16 protein-coding genes are annotated in these 16,805 nt (G+C 68.2%); 12 read left to right on the plus strand and 4 right to left on the minus strand.

The window, feature by feature from the left end; genetic code table 11:
• Positions 1–38: 38 nt before the first annotated feature.
• Entirely contained in the window at positions 39–896 is an 858-nt protein-coding gene (locus tag AAC997_RS04775; protein WP_340644543.1) for a CoA ester lyase, read from the plus strand.
• 20 nt (positions 897–916) lie between these two features.
• On the plus strand, positions 917–1,687 hold the full coding sequence (locus AAC997_RS04780; RefSeq protein ID WP_340644544.1) for a hypothetical protein: 771 nt from the start codon (positions 917–919) through the stop codon (positions 1,685–1,687).
• A 62-nt stretch (positions 1,688–1,749) separates the two neighbouring features.
• Here AAC997_RS04780 and AAC997_RS04785 read toward each other — a convergent pair whose 3' ends face one another.
• A complete protein-coding gene (locus AAC997_RS04785) occupies positions 1,750–3,039 on the minus strand; it encodes a hypothetical protein (RefSeq protein WP_340644545.1) in 1,290 nt (429 codons plus the stop codon).
• 85 nt (positions 3,040–3,124) lie between these two features.
• Positions 3,125–3,544 carry an HIT domain-containing protein gene (locus AAC997_RS04790; RefSeq protein WP_340644546.1) on the minus strand — a complete coding sequence of 140 codons (420 nt, stop codon included), beginning with the start codon at positions 3,542–3,544 and terminating at the stop codon, positions 3,125–3,127.
• A gap of 140 nt (positions 3,545–3,684) precedes the next feature.
• On the opposite strand from AAC997_RS04790, the gene AAC997_RS04795 reads away from it, so the two are divergent.
• Entirely contained in the window at positions 3,685–4,671 is a 987-nt protein-coding gene (locus tag AAC997_RS04795; RefSeq protein ID WP_340644547.1) for a malate dehydrogenase, read from the plus strand.
• A gap of 112 nt (positions 4,672–4,783) precedes the next feature.
• Here AAC997_RS04795 and AAC997_RS04800 read toward each other — a convergent pair whose 3' ends face one another.
• Positions 4,784–5,416 carry a hypothetical protein gene (locus tag AAC997_RS04800; protein WP_340644548.1) on the minus strand — a complete coding sequence of 211 codons (633 nt, stop codon included), beginning with the start codon at positions 5,414–5,416 and terminating at the stop codon, positions 4,784–4,786.
• Between the two features lie 140 nt (positions 5,417–5,556).
• Here AAC997_RS04800 and AAC997_RS04805 point away from each other — a divergent pair, with 140 nt between their 5' ends.
• Positions 5,557–6,108: a GNAT family N-acetyltransferase gene (locus tag AAC997_RS04805; RefSeq protein ID WP_340644549.1), complete on the plus strand. Its 552-nt coding sequence runs from the start codon at positions 5,557–5,559 to the stop codon at positions 6,106–6,108.
• A 53-nt stretch (positions 6,109–6,161) separates the two neighbouring features.
• Here the strand turns inward: AAC997_RS04805 and AAC997_RS04810 are convergent, their stop codons facing one another.
• Positions 6,162–6,950 carry a LytTR family DNA-binding domain-containing protein gene (locus tag AAC997_RS04810; protein ID WP_340644550.1) on the minus strand — a complete coding sequence of 263 codons (789 nt, stop codon included), beginning with the start codon at positions 6,948–6,950 and terminating at the stop codon, positions 6,162–6,164.
• Between the two features lie 87 nt (positions 6,951–7,037).
• Between AAC997_RS04810 and AAC997_RS04815 the strand changes: the two genes are divergently transcribed.
• From AAC997_RS04815 to AAC997_RS04850, 8 genes are all read left to right on the plus strand, one after another.
• Positions 7,038–7,589 (plus strand): DUF2306 domain-containing protein, encoded by a 552-nt coding sequence (locus AAC997_RS04815; RefSeq protein ID WP_340644551.1) that lies wholly within the window; start codon positions 7,038–7,040, stop codon positions 7,587–7,589.
• Between the two features lie 169 nt (positions 7,590–7,758).
• A complete protein-coding gene (sucC, locus tag AAC997_RS04820; RefSeq protein ID WP_340644552.1) occupies positions 7,759–8,958 on the plus strand; it encodes an ADP-forming succinate--CoA ligase subunit beta in 1,200 nt (399 codons plus the stop codon).
• Positions 8,958–9,836, plus strand: coding sequence for a succinate--CoA ligase subunit alpha (gene sucD, locus AAC997_RS04825; protein WP_340644553.1), 879 nt, complete (start codon positions 8,958–8,960; stop codon positions 9,834–9,836). Before sucC ends, sucD begins: the two co-directional genes overlap by 1 nt.
• Before the next feature lie 164 nt (positions 9,837–10,000).
• Complete coding sequence (locus AAC997_RS04830) at positions 10,001–12,955, plus strand: 2-oxoglutarate dehydrogenase E1 component (RefSeq protein WP_340644554.1); 2,955 nt, start codon at positions 10,001–10,003, stop codon at positions 12,953–12,955.
• Between the two features lie 35 nt (positions 12,956–12,990).
• Entirely contained in the window at positions 12,991–14,220 is a 1,230-nt protein-coding gene (odhB, locus tag AAC997_RS04835; protein ID WP_340644555.1) for a 2-oxoglutarate dehydrogenase complex dihydrolipoyllysine-residue succinyltransferase, read from the plus strand.
• A 58-nt stretch (positions 14,221–14,278) separates the two neighbouring features.
• A complete protein-coding gene (gene lpdA, locus AAC997_RS04840) occupies positions 14,279–15,676 on the plus strand; it encodes a dihydrolipoyl dehydrogenase (RefSeq protein WP_340644556.1) in 1,398 nt (465 codons plus the stop codon).
• On the plus strand, positions 15,673–16,086 hold the full coding sequence (locus tag AAC997_RS04845) for a GNAT family N-acetyltransferase (protein WP_340644557.1): 414 nt from the start codon (positions 15,673–15,675) through the stop codon (positions 16,084–16,086). Before lpdA ends, AAC997_RS04845 begins: the two co-directional genes overlap by 4 nt.
• Positions 16,087–16,168: 82 nt before the next feature.
• Positions 16,169–16,801, plus strand: a complete 633-nt coding sequence (locus AAC997_RS04850) for a histidine phosphatase family protein (RefSeq protein ID WP_340644558.1) — start codon at positions 16,169–16,171, stop codon at positions 16,799–16,801.
• The last annotated feature ends 4 nt before the right edge of the window (positions 16,802–16,805 follow it).

The raw sequence follows: 16,805 nt of genomic DNA on the forward strand, positions 1-16,805 counted from the left end.
TAAGAGAGGCCCTCGCCCATGCAAAACGGAGCCCGCCCGTGATCGCCGCCCGGCCGCGCCGCAGCGCCCTCTACATGCCCGCCGCCAACGCCCGGGCCATCGAGAAGGCGCGCGACCTGGCCTGCGACGTGGTGATCCTGGACCTGGAGGACGCCGTCGCCCCGGACGCCAAGGATGTGGCCCGCCAGCAGGCGGTGGAGGCTGTGAAGGCGGGGGGTTTTGGCCGCCGCGAGGTGGTGATCCGGGTGAACGGCCTCGACACCCCCTGGGGCGCCGACGACCTGGCCGCCGCGTCCGCGGCCCGTCCCGCCGCCATCCTGGCGCCCAAGGTCTCCAGTCCCATCGACGTGGCGGCCTATGACGCGGCGCTCTCTGGCGACACCCGCCTGTGGGTGATGATCGAGACCTGCGCCGCCCTCTTCGCCCTGGACGCCATCGCCGCCTGCGCCGGATCGAGCCGCCTGGAGGCCTTCGTCATCGGGACCAATGACCTGGCCAAGGAGATGCGCTGCCGGCTCACCGTCGATCGCGCGCCGCTGGTGGCGCCCCTGTCGCTCAGCGTCGCCGCCGCCCGCGCTCACGGCCTGACCATCCTGGACGGGGTCTATAACGGCATCGAGGACGAGGACGGCCTGGCCCGCCAGTGCGCGCAGGGCTCGGAGTTCGGATTCGACGGCAAGACCCTGATCCATCCCAAGCAGATCGAGGCCGCCAACAGCGCCTTTTCGCCGGCTCCGGATGAGGTGCATTGGGCGCGCATAATTGTGGCCGCCTTCGATTCGCCGGAAAACAACTCTAAGGGCGTGCTTCGAGTCGAGGGACGCATGGTGGAGCGGTTGCATCTGGCCGAGGCGCAGCGCCTGATCGCTGTGGCCGAGGCGATCGCCGCGGCGTGAGGCAGGATTTGGAAACCCGGGTGTCGAGAGTCTGGCGCGTCGCCGCGGCCTTCATGGCCGTGAGCCTGAGCGCGTCGATGGCCGCCGCGCAGGAGGTCGATGCTATCGGCGCCCTGCTGCAGCAGAGCCAGGCGCAGCCGCCCGCCGAGGCCATACCGACCTCGCCGGCCGCGACGGCGCCCAGCGCTCCGCTGGCGACCGCGCCACCGGTCAGCACGTCACCCACGGCCTATGCCCCGCAGCCGGTCTATAGCCGCCCGGCCGCGGCTCAGACGCCGCTGCCCTACGTGAACACCCCGCCGTCCTACACGCCGTCGCCCTATGCGCCGCCGGCCTATGTCCCGCCGCGTCCCCGGCGTCCGCAGCTCACCGAACCGGTCCATATCGATGAGATCGGCAAGACGCCCGAGGCGCCGCCGACCGCCACCGACCTCAGCTACGAGGCGCGCATGCGCTCGTCCTTCAACTCCGCCCAGGGGATGCAGGGACCGCTCGACGGCGCCTGGAGCCTGAAGGCCGCCGGCTCGGACCTCTACGACCTGCAGCTGGTGGACAGCGGCTCCGGTAGCCTGGAGGGGGCCTGGCGCGATCCCCGCAGGCGTGGTGCCACCGACGCCTCAGGCTTCATCGACAGCATCAGACGGATCGGCGGCCAGCTCACCATCCGCATCACCCCGCGTCCGGGCGCCGAGCCCTCGGTCTTGATGCTCAACGCCGACCTGACCGGGACCTGGTCGGGGGAGCTCACCGAACGCGGCGAGCGCCGGTCGGTGACGATGCGCCGGAACTAGAGCGCGTCAGGGTTAGGTGGAAGCCGGTCAACCCGTCCGACGCGCCCTGTCTTCCCGAGGCTCTAGGGCCGCGACGGCGTCGAGAGCGTCACCGGCGGATTGTTGCCCGGGCTGATGGCCAGCACCGACCGTTCATTCTCGCCCTTGAAGTAGGTCGCTGCGGCGATCGCGGCGTTGATCTCGTCGGTCAGGGCGTTGACCACCCGGACGCGCGGTCTCCAGTCCGCCGGCGCCACGGGAGCCTCCAGTGCGGCGCCTAGCGCTGCGGGCACCTCGGCGTCCGGCACGCGACCCAGGTTCAAACTATAGGTGGAGGTGAAGACCGGCAGGTTCCGGCCGGTGTACTCCGGCGGCGCGGTCTGGCCGCCTACGAGGTTCGAAGCCAGGTTGAAGGGCGCCTTCAGCACCACCGACAAGGTCTCCTTCGATGTCGCCCGCATGCTGCGGTCGAGCCGCGCGATGGTGTCGTCGAGGATGGCGGTGTCGGCCGCGAGGCTGCGCGACGCCTGATCCCCGCCGAAGGACCAGATGCTGGCGGCGTTCACCAGCTTGCGGGCGGCGGTGGTGAGGTCGTCGCAGCGCGCCGAGACGGTCGCGCTGAGTTTCTCAGCGGCCTTCTTGGCGTCGTCCTTCAGATTGGGCCTGACCTTGGCCGGGTCGAAAGCGGCCGGATCGCACGCGCTCCGCACCCGCTGCTGGAGATCGCCCAGCTGATCGTCTCTTCCCCGCATCCGTTCGGTCACGGCGCTGAGCGCGGCATGCTGCGACTCCGCCCGGACGACGGTCATGGTCATGGCGATGGCGGCGACATTGTACAGCCGCGCTCGCGGGCCCGGAGACGCCAGGTCGTCGGCGATCAACGGCAGGAGGCCCACGGCGCTCCAGGCGTTGAGGCTATCCTTGGCGGCGTGCCCCACGCCAATGGCCACGACGGTCAGGCCGGCCGCGGACCCGGCGGTGAAGGCGTCGGTCTCCCATTGGCGGACGCCCGCCAGACGGCGATAGGACCGGGCGGCCGTCCGGGTCGATCGCGCCACGCAGGCGAACTTGTCCACCGCGTCATCGGGCCAGAGGCAGCCGTCGAGCCGCTCCGACAGCAGTGGAATCTGTTCCCCGGCCTGATCCTTCTTCTTGCCGAGAGGCCGGTCGCTCAAGGTGTCGGCGCCGACCCGGACCAGTTCACGGTTGGGCGGCGGGCGGCGGACATAGCCGATGTGGTCGTTGATCGCGACATGATGATCCGCCGCCGCAATCCTCGCGTCGTCGGCAGGGCGTGGCGGTTGAGCCGCGGCGGTCCCGCCCGTCAGCAGCGCGGCGCCCAGGGCGCTCGCCGCGGTTCGTCTGAAATGCATCCCAGTCCCCCGACCGATGTTATCTGAACCGCGACAATAGGGCTCAGCTCCCGGGAGTTTTCAACATAATTGCAACTTCAGGGGGTTAAATGTCCAGCGCGCGGCGGGTTGTTTCGGTGGCATAGGCCAGGACATCGGCCGGGTAGGGCTCCGCGGCGCCGAACCCCCAGACCGGCCCTGGCCAGGCCGGGTCATCGCGACGGCGGCCCACGACATGGACATGAAGCTGCGGCGTCACATTCCCCAGCGCGCCGACGTTCAGCTTCTCCGGCGGCGCCCCCAGCGCCTCTCCCAGCACCCTCAGCGCCTGACCGACCCGGACGATCTCCTCCATCAGTTCGGCGCGGTCGCCCGCCGTCAGGTCCTCGATCTCCCGCAACCCCTCTCCTTTCGGAATCAGCACCAGCCAGGGATAGCGCGCGTCGTCCTGCAGCCGCACATGGCACAGGGTCAGGTCCCCCACGGCGTGGGAGGTGGCGACAAAGGCGGGGTCGATCTGGGGCATGGCGGCAGGATGACCACGCGTCCGCGCCGCCGCAAAGGGCCTAAACTCCGCGTGCGGCATTGCAGCAAGGCGGTGGTTTGAGCTACGGGGACCCCCGACCTGGCGCACCTGCCGTCCCGCAACAGCTATCGGAGCAGTCCATGACCACCAAGACCCCCATCCGCGTGGCGGTCACCGGCGCGGCCGGCAACATCGGCTACGCCCTCCTCTTCCGCATCGCCTCGGGCGAGATGTTCGGCAAGGATCAGCCGCTGATCCTGCAACTGCTGGAAATCCCGGTCGAAGGTCCGCAGAAAGCCCTGAAGGGCGTGGCCATGGAGCTCGAGGACTGCGCCTTCCCGCTGCTGAAGGACATGGTCCTGACCGGCGAGGCCGACGTGGCCTTCAAGGATGTGAACTGGGCCCTGCTGGTGGGCTCCAAGCCCCGCGGTCCCGGCATGGAGCGCGCCGACCTGTTGAAGGACAACGGCAAGATCTTCATCGCCCAGGGCCAGTCCATCGACAAGGTGGCAGCCGACGACGCCCGCGTCGCCGTGGTGGGCAACCCCTGCAACACCAACGTCATGATCGCCGCCAGCCAGGCCAAGCGCCTGCCGAAGGATCGTTTCACCGCCATGGTGCGCCTGGACGAGAACCGCGGCCGCGCCCAGCTGGCCAAGAAGGCCGGCGTGGACATCGGCCAGGTCTCCGACCTGTTCATCTACGGCAACCACAGCCCGACCATGTTCGCCGACTTCACCCATGCCAAGATCGGCGGCAAGGCCGCCGCCGACGTCATCGGTGACGAAGCCTGGCTGAAGAACGACTTCCTGCCGGCGGTGGGCAAGCGCGGCGCGGCCATCATCGAGGCTCGCGGCGTCTCCTCGGCCGCTTCGGCCGCCAACGCCCTGGTTGATCACGTCCACGACCTGGTGACCCCGGGCAAGATCCACTCGGTGGCTGTCGAGAGCCAAGGCCGCTACGGCTTCGCCGACGGCGTCTGGGCCGGCATGCCGGTGAAGACCACCGCCACCGGCTACGACGTCATCACCTCCTATGAGATGGACGACTTCGCCAAGAGCAAGATCGCCCTGACCAACGAAGAGCTGGTGGGCGAGCGCGACACCGTGAAGGACATGATCGGCTAGGCCCGATCAGGAGACAGGCTGGGCGTCCGCGCCTGCCAAACGAACGTCTTGAACCCCGCTCGGCGCAGGCCGGGCGGGGTTTTCGTTGGGCGTCAGTTGGGCTCTCCGCGTCTCAGCGACCGTACATCGCCGCCTCGTCAAGCTCCTGGATGCGCTGGTCGTAGAGGTCGGCGACCTCGTCGGGCGCATTGCGGGCGGCGTCCTCCCGGGCGTCCAGCCAGCGCTGCTGCTGACGGCGTAGCCGCCAGGCGGGGATGCCGGAGTCCAGGGCGCGGCGCCAGGAGGCCGCCAGGGTCCGATCCTGGGCCGCCAGCTCCGCGTCGTTGCACACGAGTTCTTCGGCGGCGCTGGCGCTCTGCGTGCAGTCGAAACTGGGACCCTGGGCCCTGGGGCCTGGGGAGCGGGACGGCGCCTCGACGTCGCTGACCGGCGGAGCGGGAGGCTTGACCGCCCCCGTGACGCGCGGCGTCCCCGCGGGCAACAACTCCAGCTTTCCGCCCTCCACGGCGGGCAGGGGCTCGTCCTGGTCGATCTGGATCTGGACCTGCTCCACCGGCTGCATGGAGCCCGGCGTGCGGCTGTCGGGCGCCAACTGCGGCCGCGCCAGCAGGCCGAGCGCCAGGCCCAGGACGCAGGCGCCACCGACTCCGGCCAGCACCATCGGCTTGGCGAAGGCGGCCATGGCGGCCTCCAGGCGTGACGGCGAACTGACGGTGGGCGCTAGCGGCGGAGTCTCGATGGTCATGGCGCTTGTCCTCAGGTCCCTGGCCTCCTGAATCCGCGAGGCGGGCCGATCGTTGCAAGGAACGGCCTGAACGGCGACTGAACCGCCATTGCGAGGCGGGTCGCCCAGACGGTATGCCGGGCTGCGCATAGGAGACGCCCATGACCGCCATCGGCCCGACCCTGGAAACCGACCGTCTGATCCTGCGCCCGCCCTGCGCGGACGATTTCGAACCGTGGTGCGCCTTCATGGCCGACGAGCAGGCCGCCCAGTACATCGGCGGTTTGCAGACGCCGTCGGTGGTCTGGCGGGCCCTGTGTTCGGTGACCGGCGCCTGGACGATCAGCGGGTTTTCGATGTTCAGCGTCATCGAGAAGGCCACCGGCGACTGGGTCGGGCGGCTGGGCCCCTGGTATCCCGAGGGCTGGCCGGGGACCGAGGTGGGCTGGGGCATTGTCCGCGACCGCTGGGGCAAGGGCTATGCGACGGAGGGCGCCATCGCCTCCACCGACTGGGCCTTCGACAATTTCGACTGGCATGAGGTGGTGCACACCATCGACCCGGCCAACGCCGCCTCTGCGGCGGTGGCCAAGCGCCTGGGCTCCACCATCCTGAGACAGGCCGCCATGCCCGCGCCCTACGAGCATCTCACCGTCGATGTCTGGGGACAGAGCCGCGAGGCGTGGATGGCGCGCAGAGCGGCCAGAGCGTGACAGCCTGAAGTGGCCACCGGTTCCGGCGCCCGTCAGGCTCTGCAAAATGAAAGCTAGATCCAGCCGGCCTCGCGGATCAGCTTGGCGTAGGTGCGGCTGACCGGAACGTCCGAGCCGTCCTTCAGCTTCAGGGTCGCCCGGCCGTCGCCGCGTCGGGCGTCGGCTACGGCGTCGCGCGCCACCCACCAGGAGCGGTGCACCTGGGCCCCCTCGATCCCCTGCAGTTCGGCGACGGCGTCGGCCAGCCGCATCAGGATCAGGTCCTGGCCCTTGGAGGTGTGGAGGCGCAGGTAATGGTCCTGCGCTTCCACGGCCCAGATCTCGGCCCCGCGCAGCTTCAACGGCAGGCGCTCCAGGAATTTCACCGGCGCCGGCGTTGGCGTGGCGGCGGCCTGACGGCGGTACGACAAGAAGATCGCGAACCCGCTCATCGCCAGGCACATGATCCAGGTGATCAGCAGGTACTGCGGCAGCTGGTGAACGTAGGCCAGACCGCCCGAGACCAGCCAGACCGACCCCCAGACGAGCAGGCCCATGAGCGGGGTCATCAGGGTGCCGCTGACCAAGGTGTGCACCACCAGGCCCCGGCGCGAGATCGGAAACAGCCCCGCCACCCGGAAACTCAGCATGCCCAGGGTGGCGCCGATCATCCCCACGGCCACCATGAAGGCGGTGCGCGGCAGCAAGGCGACCCGGCCGCTGTCGAAGGCCTCCACGAAGCTGAGGAAGATCCCCACCAGGATCGCCATCAGCAGGGTGCGACGGGTCCCCGCCCAACTCAGGGGCTCCAGTCGCGAAGCGTGAACGGCGGCGGTCCGCGTTTGGCGCAGGCGATCTGTCATTCGACGTATCGTCCTTTGCGCATGGGCCGTCCGGTTCTCCACACAGTCGCCAGCGGGCCGCGAGGGCCCTTGAAGCGGAGATAAAGGATGTCGCTGGTTTCTCAAACGTCGGCGCAGGCGGGCCGGAGTCGGATCGAAACGACTCGCAGGATCGTTCTGCCGGTGGCCGGGGTCGGGCTGCTGATCGCCCTGGCGCCCTTCGCCGGTCGCCTGGTCAGCGCCGGGAGCCGGGGAAGGCTCCATGCGCCGGACTGGTCCCTGCTCGCCGCCCAGCCCCTGGTCATCCAGCTGCACCTGGGCGCGGCGCTGGCGGCCCTGGTGATCGGGGCCATGCTGATGACGATGCGCAAGGGGGTCACCTTCCACCGCCGGGCCGGCTGGCTGTGGGTGGGGACCATGTCCATCGCCGCCGGGTCATCAGTCTTCATCACCGGGGTGAACGGTGACCGCTGGTCCTTCATCCACATGATCACCGGCTGGACCCTGATCGCCCTGCCCCTGGCCGTCATCGCCGCCCGCCGTCACAACGTTAAGCAACACCGCCGTTTCATGATGGGCATGTTTTACGGTGGGCTGATCATCGCCGGGGGCCTGACCTTCATCCCCGGCCGCACGATGTGGAACGTGTTTTTCGCCTGACGCGGCGGCGCCCGCCCGAGGTGTTCACCACGAGGGAACACCTCGGGCGGACAATTGGACGCCACCGTTATTTTTCTGACCGTGGCGCGGTTGCAACGGTCCGGAACGGCGCTTATACCCCGGCTTCTCGCCGCACTGGGCGGGCCCAAACAGCGCGTTTCGCGACCTCATGAATATACACGAGCATCAAGCCAAAGCCGTCCTCTCCGAGTTCGGCGTGGCGGTCCCGCGTGGCTACCCCGCCTTCACCGTCGAAGAGGCCGTCAAGGCCGCCGAAACGCTCGGAGGTCCGGTCTTCGTGGTGAAGTCCCAGATTCACGCCGGCGGGCGCGGCAAGGGCAAGTTCGAGGGCCTCGGCCCCGACGCCAAGGGCGGCGTCCGGGTGGTCAAGACCGTCGAGGACGTCCGCGCCAACGCGACCGAGATGCTCGGCCGAGTGCTGGTGACCCATCAGACCGGTCCCAAGGGCAAGCAGGTCAACCGCCTCTACATCGAAGAGGGCGCGGCGATCGCCAAGGAATTCTACCTGTCCCTGCTGGTGGACCGCGAAACGAGCCGGGTCTCGGTCGTGGCTTCGACCGAAGGCGGCATGGACATCGAGGAGGTGGCCCACTCCACCCCTGAGAAGATCATCACCTTCTCGATCGACCCGGCGACCGGCATCTGGAACCACCACGGCCTGAAGCTCTCCAAGGCTCTGGGCCTGAAGGGTGACCTCGCCAAGCAGGCCGGAAAGCTGCTGCGCCAGCTCTATGCGGCGTTCCTGGCCAAGGACATGGCCATGCTGGAGATCAACCCGCTGATCGTCACCGCCGACGATCAGCTGCGCGTGCTCGACGCCAAGGTGTCCTTCGATAGCAACGCCCTCTACCGCCATCCCGACGTCGTCGCCCTGCGTGACGAGACCGAGGAGGACCCCAAGGAGATCGAGGCCTCGAAGTTCGACCTCAGCTACATCGCCCTCGACGGCGAGATCGGCTGCATGGTCAACGGCGCCGGCCTGGCCATGGCCACCATGGACATCATCAAGCTCTACGGCGCTGAGCCCGCCAACTTCCTCGACGTCGGCGGCGGCGCCGATGAGGCCAAGGTGACGGCGGCCTTCAAGATCATCATGGCCGACCCCAACGTGAAGGGCATCCTGGTGAACATCTTCGGCGGCATCGCCCGTTGCGACGTCCTGGCCCAGGGTGTGGTCGCCGCGGTCAAGCAGGTGGGGCTGACGGTTCCCCTGGTGGTGCGCCTGGAAGGCACCAACGCCGAGCTGGGCAAGAAGATCATCAATGAGAGCGGCCTGAACGTGATCGCGGCCAACGACCTCTCCGATGGCGCCGAGAAGATTGTCGCCGCCGTGCGGGGAGCCGCCTGATGTCCATTCTCATCGACAAGAACACGCGGGTCATCTGCCAGGGCCTGACGGGCGCCCAGGGCACCTTCCATTCCGAGCAGGCCATCGCCTTCGGCACCAGGATGGTGGGCGGCGTCACCCCCGGTAAGGGCGGAACCAGCCATATCGGCCTGCCGGTCTTCGACACCGTTGACGAAGCTGTCCGCGCCACCGGCGCCGACGCCAGCGTGATTTATGTGCCGCCGGCTTTCGCCGCGGACTCGATCCTGGAAGCCATCGACGCCGAGGTCCCCCTGGTGATCTGCATCACCGAGGGCATCCCGGTGCTGGACATGGTGCAGGTCAAGCGCGCCCTGGTCGGCTCAAAAACCAGGCTGATCGGCCCCAACTGCCCCGGTGTGCTCACCCCGGAAGCCTGCAAGATCGGCATCATGCCGGCCAATATCTTCAAGAAGGGCTCGGTGGGTGTTGTCTCGCGCTCGGGCACGCTTACCTACGAAGCCGTGTTCCAGACCACTCAGGTGGGCCTGGGCCAATCCACGGCGGTCGGTATCGGCGGCGATCCGGTGAAGGGCACCGAGTTCATCGACATGCTCGACATGTTCCTGAAGGATCCGGAGACGGAGTCGATCATCATGATCGGCGAAATCGGCGGGTCGGCCGAGGAAGACGCGGCTGAGTTCATTAAGAATTCAGCAATCAAGAAGCCTATGGTCGGCTTCATCGCGGGACGCACCGCACCGCCCGGGCGGCGCATGGGTCACGCGGGCGCGATCATCTCCGGCGGCAAGGGCGGCGCCGAAGACAAGATCGCCGCGATGGAGGCCGCGGGCATCCGCGTGTCACCGTCTCCGGCGAAGCTGGGCGAAACCCTCCTTGAGGTCCTCAAGGGCGCCTAAGACCCTTCCCGCCGAAGTGGTGGCCGGTTCGGCGTTGGGAAGGGTCTCACGAAGTGTCTGACCGAACTCCTGGGAGTTCGATCGGGCGCACATTTTAAAGCGTAGGGCGGTCCGCGCTCGGCTCCTTTCATGAAGCTTCGCGGTCCCCTGGGAAAGCGGACGACATGGCGGACGATGCAGGTCTGATCAACGAGGTGCTCGCCGAGACCTCCTTCCTGTATGGCGGCAACACCGCCTTCGTGGAGGACCTCTACGCGAAATGGGCCGCTGACCCGAACGCGGTCGAGGCCTCGTGGCGCGCCTTCTTCGCCTCCCTTCAGGAACGCGCCGACGAAGTGAAGGCCGCGGCGGTCAAGCCCGGCTGGACCCACAAGTCAGCCCCGGCCGCCCGTCCCGATTGGCTGTCGGCCATCGACGGCCTCTGGCCGGCGGTTGAAGCCAAGGTCGGCGCCAAGGTCGCCGAGCGCGCCGCGCCGGCCGCCAATCCCGAATCCGTCCGCGCCGCGACCCTGGATTCCCTGCGCGCCATCATGATGATCCGGGCCTACCGGATGCGCGGCCACCTGCGGGCGAACCTCGATCCCCTGGGCATCGCCATTCCCGAGGGCGACGCCAGCGAGCTGGACCCCGCCTCCTACGGCTTCACCGAGGCCGACTACGACCGCCCGATCTTCCTGGACTTCGTGCTGGGCCTGGAGACCGGGACCATCAGCGAGATCCTGGCGATCCTGCGCCGCACCTACTGCAACGACATCGGCGTGCAGTACATGCACATCTCCGATCCGACCCAGAAGGCCTGGCTGCAGGAGCGCATCGAGGGGCGCGACAAGGAGATCAACTTCACCAAGGAGGGCAAGGTCGCCATCCTGAAGAAGCTGATCGAGGCCGAGGGCTTCGAGAAGTTCCTGCACAAGCGCTTCCCCGGCACCAAGCGGTTCGGCCTGGACGGCGGCGAGGCCATGGTCCCGGCCCTGGAGCAGATCATCAAGCGCGGCGGCGCGCTCGGCGTGAAGGACATCGTCATCGGCATGCCCCACCGGGGCCGCCTGAACGTCCTGGCCGCCGTGATGGCCAAGCCCTACCAGGTGATCTTCCACGAATTCCAGGGCGGCTCCAGCCTGCCCTCGGACGTGGAGGGGTCCGGCGACGTGAAGTACCATATGGGCGCTTCCTCGGACCGCGCCTTCGACGGCAACAACGTCCACCTGTCGCTGACCGCCAACCCGTCCCACCTGGAGATCGTCAACCCGGTGGTGCTGGGCAAGGCGCGCGCCAAGCAGGCGAGCAATCTGCGCGAGAGCCCCGACTCCGGCCGCACCCATGTCCTGCCGCTGCTGCTTCACGGCGACGCCGCCTTCGCCGGCCAGGGCGTGATCGCCGAGTGCTTCACCATCTCGGGCGTCAAGGGCTACCGCACCGGCGGGACGATCCACTTCATCGTCAACAACCAGATCGGCTTCACCACGGCCCCAGCCTTCAGCCGTTCGTCGCCCTATCCTTCGGACGTGGCCCTGATGGTGGAAGCCCCGATCTTCCACGTGAACGGGGACGACCCCGAGGCCGTGACCTACGTCGCCAAGGTGGCCACCGAGTTCCGCCAGCAGTTCGGCAAGGACGTGGTCATCGACATGTTCTGCTACCGCCGGTTCGGTCACAACGAGGGTGACGACCCGACGATGACCTCGCCCTTGATGTACGCCAAGATCAAGGACCACCCCTCGACCCGTGAACTCTATTCCCGCCAGCTGATCGGCGAGGGCGTGATCACCGAGGACGACGTCACCGTCTGGATGAAGGAATTCGACGACTTTCTCGACCAGGAGATGGAGTCCGGCAAGACCTACAAGGCCAACAAGGCCGACTGGCTGGACGGCAAGTGGGCGGGCCTGGCCCTGCCCGACGGCGATGACCGCCGGGGCGACACCAGCGTGCCCTTGCAGAAGCTGCTGGACCTGGGCTCCCGGATGACCGCCATCCCGGCCGACCTGGATGTCCACAAGACCGTCAAGCGCGCCATCGACAACCGCCGCGCCGCCATTGAGACCGGCGAGGGGCTGGACTGGGGCACGGGCGAACACCTGGCCTTCGCCACGCTGCTCGACGACGGCTTCCCCGTCCGCCTGGCGGGCCAGGACAGCGTGCGCGGCACCTTTGTGCAGCGCCACTGCGACCTGGTGGACCAGACCACCGAGGCCCACTACCAGCCGCTCTCCAACCTGCGCCCCGGCCAGGCGCATTTCGAGGTCATCGATAGCGCCCTCTCCGAAGAGGCGGTGCTGGGCTTCGAGTACGGCTTCTCGCTGGCCGACCCCAAGACCCTGGTGCTGTGGGAAGCCCAGTTCGGCGACTTCGCCAACGGCGCCCAGGTGGTGATCGACCAGTTCATCTCCTCAGGGGAGCGGAAGTGGCTCCGCATGAGTGGGCTGGTTCTGCTGCTGCCCCACGGTTACGAGGGCCAGGGCCCGGAACACTCCTCGGCCCGCCTGGAGCGTTTCCTGCAGCTCTGCGCCGAGGACAACCTCCAGGTCGTCAACTGCTCGACCCCGGCCAACTATTTCCACGCCCTGCGCCGCCAGATGCGCCGGGAGTTCCGCAAGCCGCTGATCGTCATGACGCCCAAGTCGCTGCTGCGGCACAAGAAGGCGACGTCGCGGCTGACCGACATGGCCGAGGGTTCGTCCTTCCACCGCGTGCTGCACGACGACGCCGAGCGCGGCGTCAACACCGCCGTCAAGCTGGTGGAGCCGGAGAAGATCCGCCGCGTCGTGCTGTGCTCGGGCAAGGTCTATTACGACCTGCTGGACGCGCGCGAGGAAAAGGGCGTCGACGACGTCTATCTGATGCGCCTGGAGCAGTTCTATCCCTGGCCGGTGAAGTCGCTGTCCACCGAGCTCTCGCGCTTCCCCAACGCCGAGCTGGTCTGGTGCCAGGAAGAACCGAAGAACATGGGCGGCTGGACCTTCGTCGATCCGTGGCTGGAACTCACCCTCGACCGCCTGAAGATCAAGGCCAAGCGCGCCCGCTATGTCGGGCGCCCGGCCTCGGCCTCCACCGCCGCCGGCCAGATGAGCCGGCACATGAAGGAACTTCAGACGTTCCTTGCTGAAGCCTTCGCCTAAACCGACCGCCCGAAAGAACAGGAAGAACCTCCCCAATGGCCGACATCATGACGCCCACGCTCGGCGAATCCGTCACCGAGGCGACTGTGGCGCGCTGGGCCAAGAAGCCCGGGGACACGGTCCGCAAGGATGAGATTCTGGTCGAACTCGAGACCGACAAGGTCAGCCTGGAAGTCGCCGCCCCCGCCGACGGGGTGCTGGCCTCCATCAGCGCCGAGGAAGGCGCCACGGTCGAACCCGGCGCGGTCCTGGGTCATGTGACCGAGGGCGCGGTCGCCGCCGCGCCGGCCAAGCCTGCGGCTCCCAAGGCCGAAGCCGCCAAGGCTGAAGCTCCCAAGGCTGTCGCCCCGGCTCCCGCGCCCAAGCCCGCCCCGGCCGCCGCCGCGGCCGCGCCGCTCGCGCCCTCCGCCCAACGCATCGTGGCCGAAAACAAGCTCGACGCTGGCGCCATCTCCGGCACCGGCAAGGACGGCCGGGTCACCAAGGGCGATGCGCTCGCCGCCCTGGAAGCCCGCGCCAACGCCCCGGCGCCTGCCGCCGCCGCCGCCGCGCCGCGTGAGATCCATGAGCGTGAGGAGCGGGTCCGCATGACCCGCCTGCGCCAGACCATCGCGCGCCGGCTGAAGGAAGCCCAGAACGCCGCGGCCATGCTGACGACCTTCAACGAGGTCGACATGACCAACGTCATGGCCCTGCGCACCAAGTACAAGGACGTCTTCGAGAAGACCCACGGGGTGAAGCTCGGCTTCATGAGCTTCTTCGTGGCCGCCGTGGTCCACGCCCTGAAGCAGGTGCCCGAGGTCAACGCCGAGATCGAGGGCCAGGACCTCATCTACAAGAACCACTACGACATCGGCGTCGCCGTCGGCACCGAGCGTGGCCTGGTGGTCCCCGTGGTCCGCGACGCTGACGCGCTCGGCCTGGCCGGCGTGGAAAAGGCCATCGGCGCCCTGGGCAAGAAGGCCCGCGACGGGGCCCTGGCCATGGAAGACCTGCAGGGCGGCACCTTCACCATCTCCAACGGCGGGGTCTACGGCTCGCTGATGTCGACGCCGATCCTCAACGCCCCGCAATCGGGCATCCTGGGCATGCACAAGATCCAGGACCGGCCCATGGCCATCGGCGGCCAGGTGGTGATCCGGCCGATGATGTATCTGGCGCTGAGCTACGACCACCGCGTGGTGGACGGCCAGGGCGCGGTGACCTTCCTGGTCCACGTCAAGGACGCCATCGAGAACCCGGAACGCCTGCTGCTGGATATCTAAGGGACCTCCGCGTCCCCATATCCTTGCCCAGCACCTCTCAATTCGGAAGACCAGGCTCATGGCCCAATACGACGTCGTCATCATCGGGGGCGGTCCCGCCGGCTACAACGGCGCGATCCGCGCCGGGCAACTCGGCCTGTCGGTGGCCGTGGTGGAAAAGCGCGAGACCCTGGGCGGCACCTGCCTGAACGTCGGCTGCATGCCCTCCAAGGCGTTGCTGCACGCCTCGGAGATGTTTGATCTGGCCAACAAGGACTTCGCCACCCTCGGCATCGAGGTGACCCCCACCCTCAACCTGCCGCAGATGATGAAGCAGAAGGCCGAGAGCGTGACGGCGCTCACCAAGGGCATCGAGTTCCTGTTCAAGAAGAACAAGGTCGACTGGATCAAGGGCATGGGCCGCATCAGTGGCCCCGGCAAGGTCGAGGTCACCGGCCCCGACGGCTCGGTCACCGTGCTGGAGACCAAGAACATCGTCATCGCCACCGGCTCGGAGCCCTCGGGCCTGCCCGGCGTCGTGGTCGACAACAAGCGCATCGTCGATTCCACCGGCGCGCTCTCGCTGCCGGAAGTCCCCAAGAGCCTGATCGTCATCGGGGCCGGCATCATCGGCCTGGAACTGGGTTCGGTCTGGCGGCGACTGGGCGCCGAGGTCACGGTGGTCGAGTTCCTCGACCGCATCACGCCGGGCATGGACGCCGAGACCGCCAAGACCTTCCAGCGTTCGCTCACCAAGCAGGGCATGGCCTTCAAGCTGGGCGCCAAGGTCACCGGCGCCAAGGCGTCGAAAACCGGCGTCACCCTCACCGTCGAGCCGGTGGCCGGCGGCGAGATCGAGACGCTCACCGCCGACTACGTCCTGCTGGCCATCGGCCGCCGCCCCTTCACCCAGGGCCTGGGCCTGGAGAGCGTCGGCGTGGTCCCCGACAAGCGCGGCTTCATCGAGACCGACAACTTCAAGACCTCGGCGCCTGGCGTCTGGGCCATCGGCGACGCCATCCATGGCCCGATGCTGGCTCACAAGGCCGAGGAAGACGCCGTGGCGGTGATCGAGACCATCGCCGGCAAGTACGCCCACGTGGACTACAATCTGGTCCCGAGCGTGGTCTACACCTACCCGGAGGTCGCCTGGGTCGGGAAGACCGAGGAGCAGCTGAAGGAGGCCGGGATCGCCTACAAGTCCGGCAAGTTCCCCTTCACCGCCAACAGCCGCGCCAAGATCAACCATGAGACCGAGGGCTTTGCAAAAGTCCTGGCCGACGCGGCGACCGACGAAATCCTCGGCGTCCACATCATCGGCCCCCAGGCCGGCGAGATGATCGGCGAGTACTGCGTGGCCATGGCCTTCCGCGCCGCCAGCGAGGATGTCGCCCGCACCGTCCACCCCCACCCGACCCGCTCCGAGGCCGGCCGCCAGGCCGCCATGGGCGTCGAGGGCTGGACCATGCAGGCTTGATCGTCGTCCGCCGGGTCCGCCCGGAGGAGCTGCCCATCGCCGCGGCCGTCTACCAGAAGGTCCTGCGGGAAACCTTCACCTGGCTGCCGGCGGCCCGCCACAACGCCCAGGTCTTCCTGCGCGACGCCCGCGAGGAGGACGTCTATGTGGCGGTGGCCGATCACCGCATCGTCGGCGTCGCGGCCCTCTTCACCGTCGACAGCTTCCTCCACTCCCTCTACGCGGCGCAGCGGGGCCAGGGCGTCGGCAAGGCCCTGCTGGACCACCTGACCCACGTGGCGCCGGGTCCGCTGTCCCTGAAGTGCCAGATGGCCAACACCCGCGCCCGGGCCTTCTACCGCCGCGAGGGCTTCCGTGAACTGGACGAGGGTGACGACGGCACGCACTGGGTGCGCATGGCGCGGCGTTAGGGCCCGCCAACCAGCCCTCAACCCTTGCGGTGCGCCCGAAAATCGGTCCCTTGGATGCCAAAGCGTCCGGGGAAGGAAACCGATGGAACTCGTGCTCATCCGCCATGGCCTGCCGGTCCGCAGCGACCAGAGCGCCGATCCGCCGCTGCACGACGAGGGCCACGACCAGTCGCGCAAGGTGGCGCAGTGGCTGGCGGGCGAGACCTTCGACGCGGTCTATTCCAGCCCCATGCTGCGCGCCATCGAGACCGCCGCGCCGCTGCTGGCCCACAGCGGCCACGCGCTGCGTCACCACGACGGCATCGCCGAGTTCGACCGCGACTCAGGCGCCTATGTCCCCATGGAGGAGCTGAAGCGCGAGGATTACGCCGCCTGGAAGGCCATGGCTGACGGCGAGCACGGGGTCGATATCGGCGTCTTCCAGCAGGCCGTCGTCGCGGCCCTGGAGGAGATCATCGAGAGCCATCCCGGCCAGCGGGTGGCGGTGTTCTGCCACGGCGGGGTGATCAATGTCTGGACGGCCCACGTCCTCGATATGGCTCCCCGCCTGTTCTTCGAACCCCGCTACACCAGCATCCACCGCTACATGTGCGCCCGCAGCGGCCAGCGGAACGTGGTCAGCCTGAATGAGACGGCGCATTTGCGGAGTTGGGTTCCTTCTCCCCTTGCGGGAGAAGGTGGCCCTGCGGAGCAGGGTCGGATGAGGGGTCGATAGGCCT

It is taken from the genome of Phenylobacterium sp., assembly GCF_037968635.1.
GTDB lineage: Bacteria > Pseudomonadota > Alphaproteobacteria > Caulobacterales > Caulobacteraceae > Phenylobacterium.

Coding starts and splice junctions, on each gene's coding strand:
- AAC997_RS04785 (WP_340644545.1), bottom strand. CDS start 3,039: ATGCATTTCAGACGAACCGCGGCGAGCGCCCTGGGCGCCGCGCTGCTG.
- AAC997_RS04790 (WP_340644546.1), bottom strand. CDS start 3,544: ATGCCCCAGATCGACCCCGCCTTTGTCGCCACCTCCCACGCCGTGGGG.
- AAC997_RS04795 (WP_340644547.1), top strand. CDS start 3,685: ATGACCACCAAGACCCCCATCCGCGTGGCGGTCACCGGCGCGGCCGGC.
- AAC997_RS04800 (WP_340644548.1), bottom strand. CDS start 5,416: ATGACCATCGAGACTCCGCCGCTAGCGCCCACCGTCAGTTCGCCGTCA.
- AAC997_RS04805 (WP_340644549.1), top strand. CDS start 5,557: ATGACCGCCATCGGCCCGACCCTGGAAACCGACCGTCTGATCCTGCGC.
- AAC997_RS04810 (WP_340644550.1), bottom strand. CDS start 6,950: ATGACAGATCGCCTGCGCCAAACGCGGACCGCCGCCGTTCACGCTTCG.
- AAC997_RS04815 (WP_340644551.1), top strand. CDS start 7,038: ATGTCGCTGGTTTCTCAAACGTCGGCGCAGGCGGGCCGGAGTCGGATC.
- sucC (WP_340644552.1), top strand. CDS start 7,759: ATGAATATACACGAGCATCAAGCCAAAGCCGTCCTCTCCGAGTTCGGC.
- sucD (WP_340644553.1), top strand. CDS start 8,958: ATGTCCATTCTCATCGACAAGAACACGCGGGTCATCTGCCAGGGCCTG.
- AAC997_RS04830 (WP_340644554.1), top strand. CDS start 10,001: ATGGCGGACGATGCAGGTCTGATCAACGAGGTGCTCGCCGAGACCTCC.
- odhB (WP_340644555.1), top strand. CDS start 12,991: ATGGCCGACATCATGACGCCCACGCTCGGCGAATCCGTCACCGAGGCG.
- lpdA (WP_340644556.1), top strand. CDS start 14,279: ATGGCCCAATACGACGTCGTCATCATCGGGGGCGGTCCCGCCGGCTAC.
- AAC997_RS04850 (WP_340644558.1), top strand. CDS start 16,169: ATGGAACTCGTGCTCATCCGCCATGGCCTGCCGGTCCGCAGCGACCAG.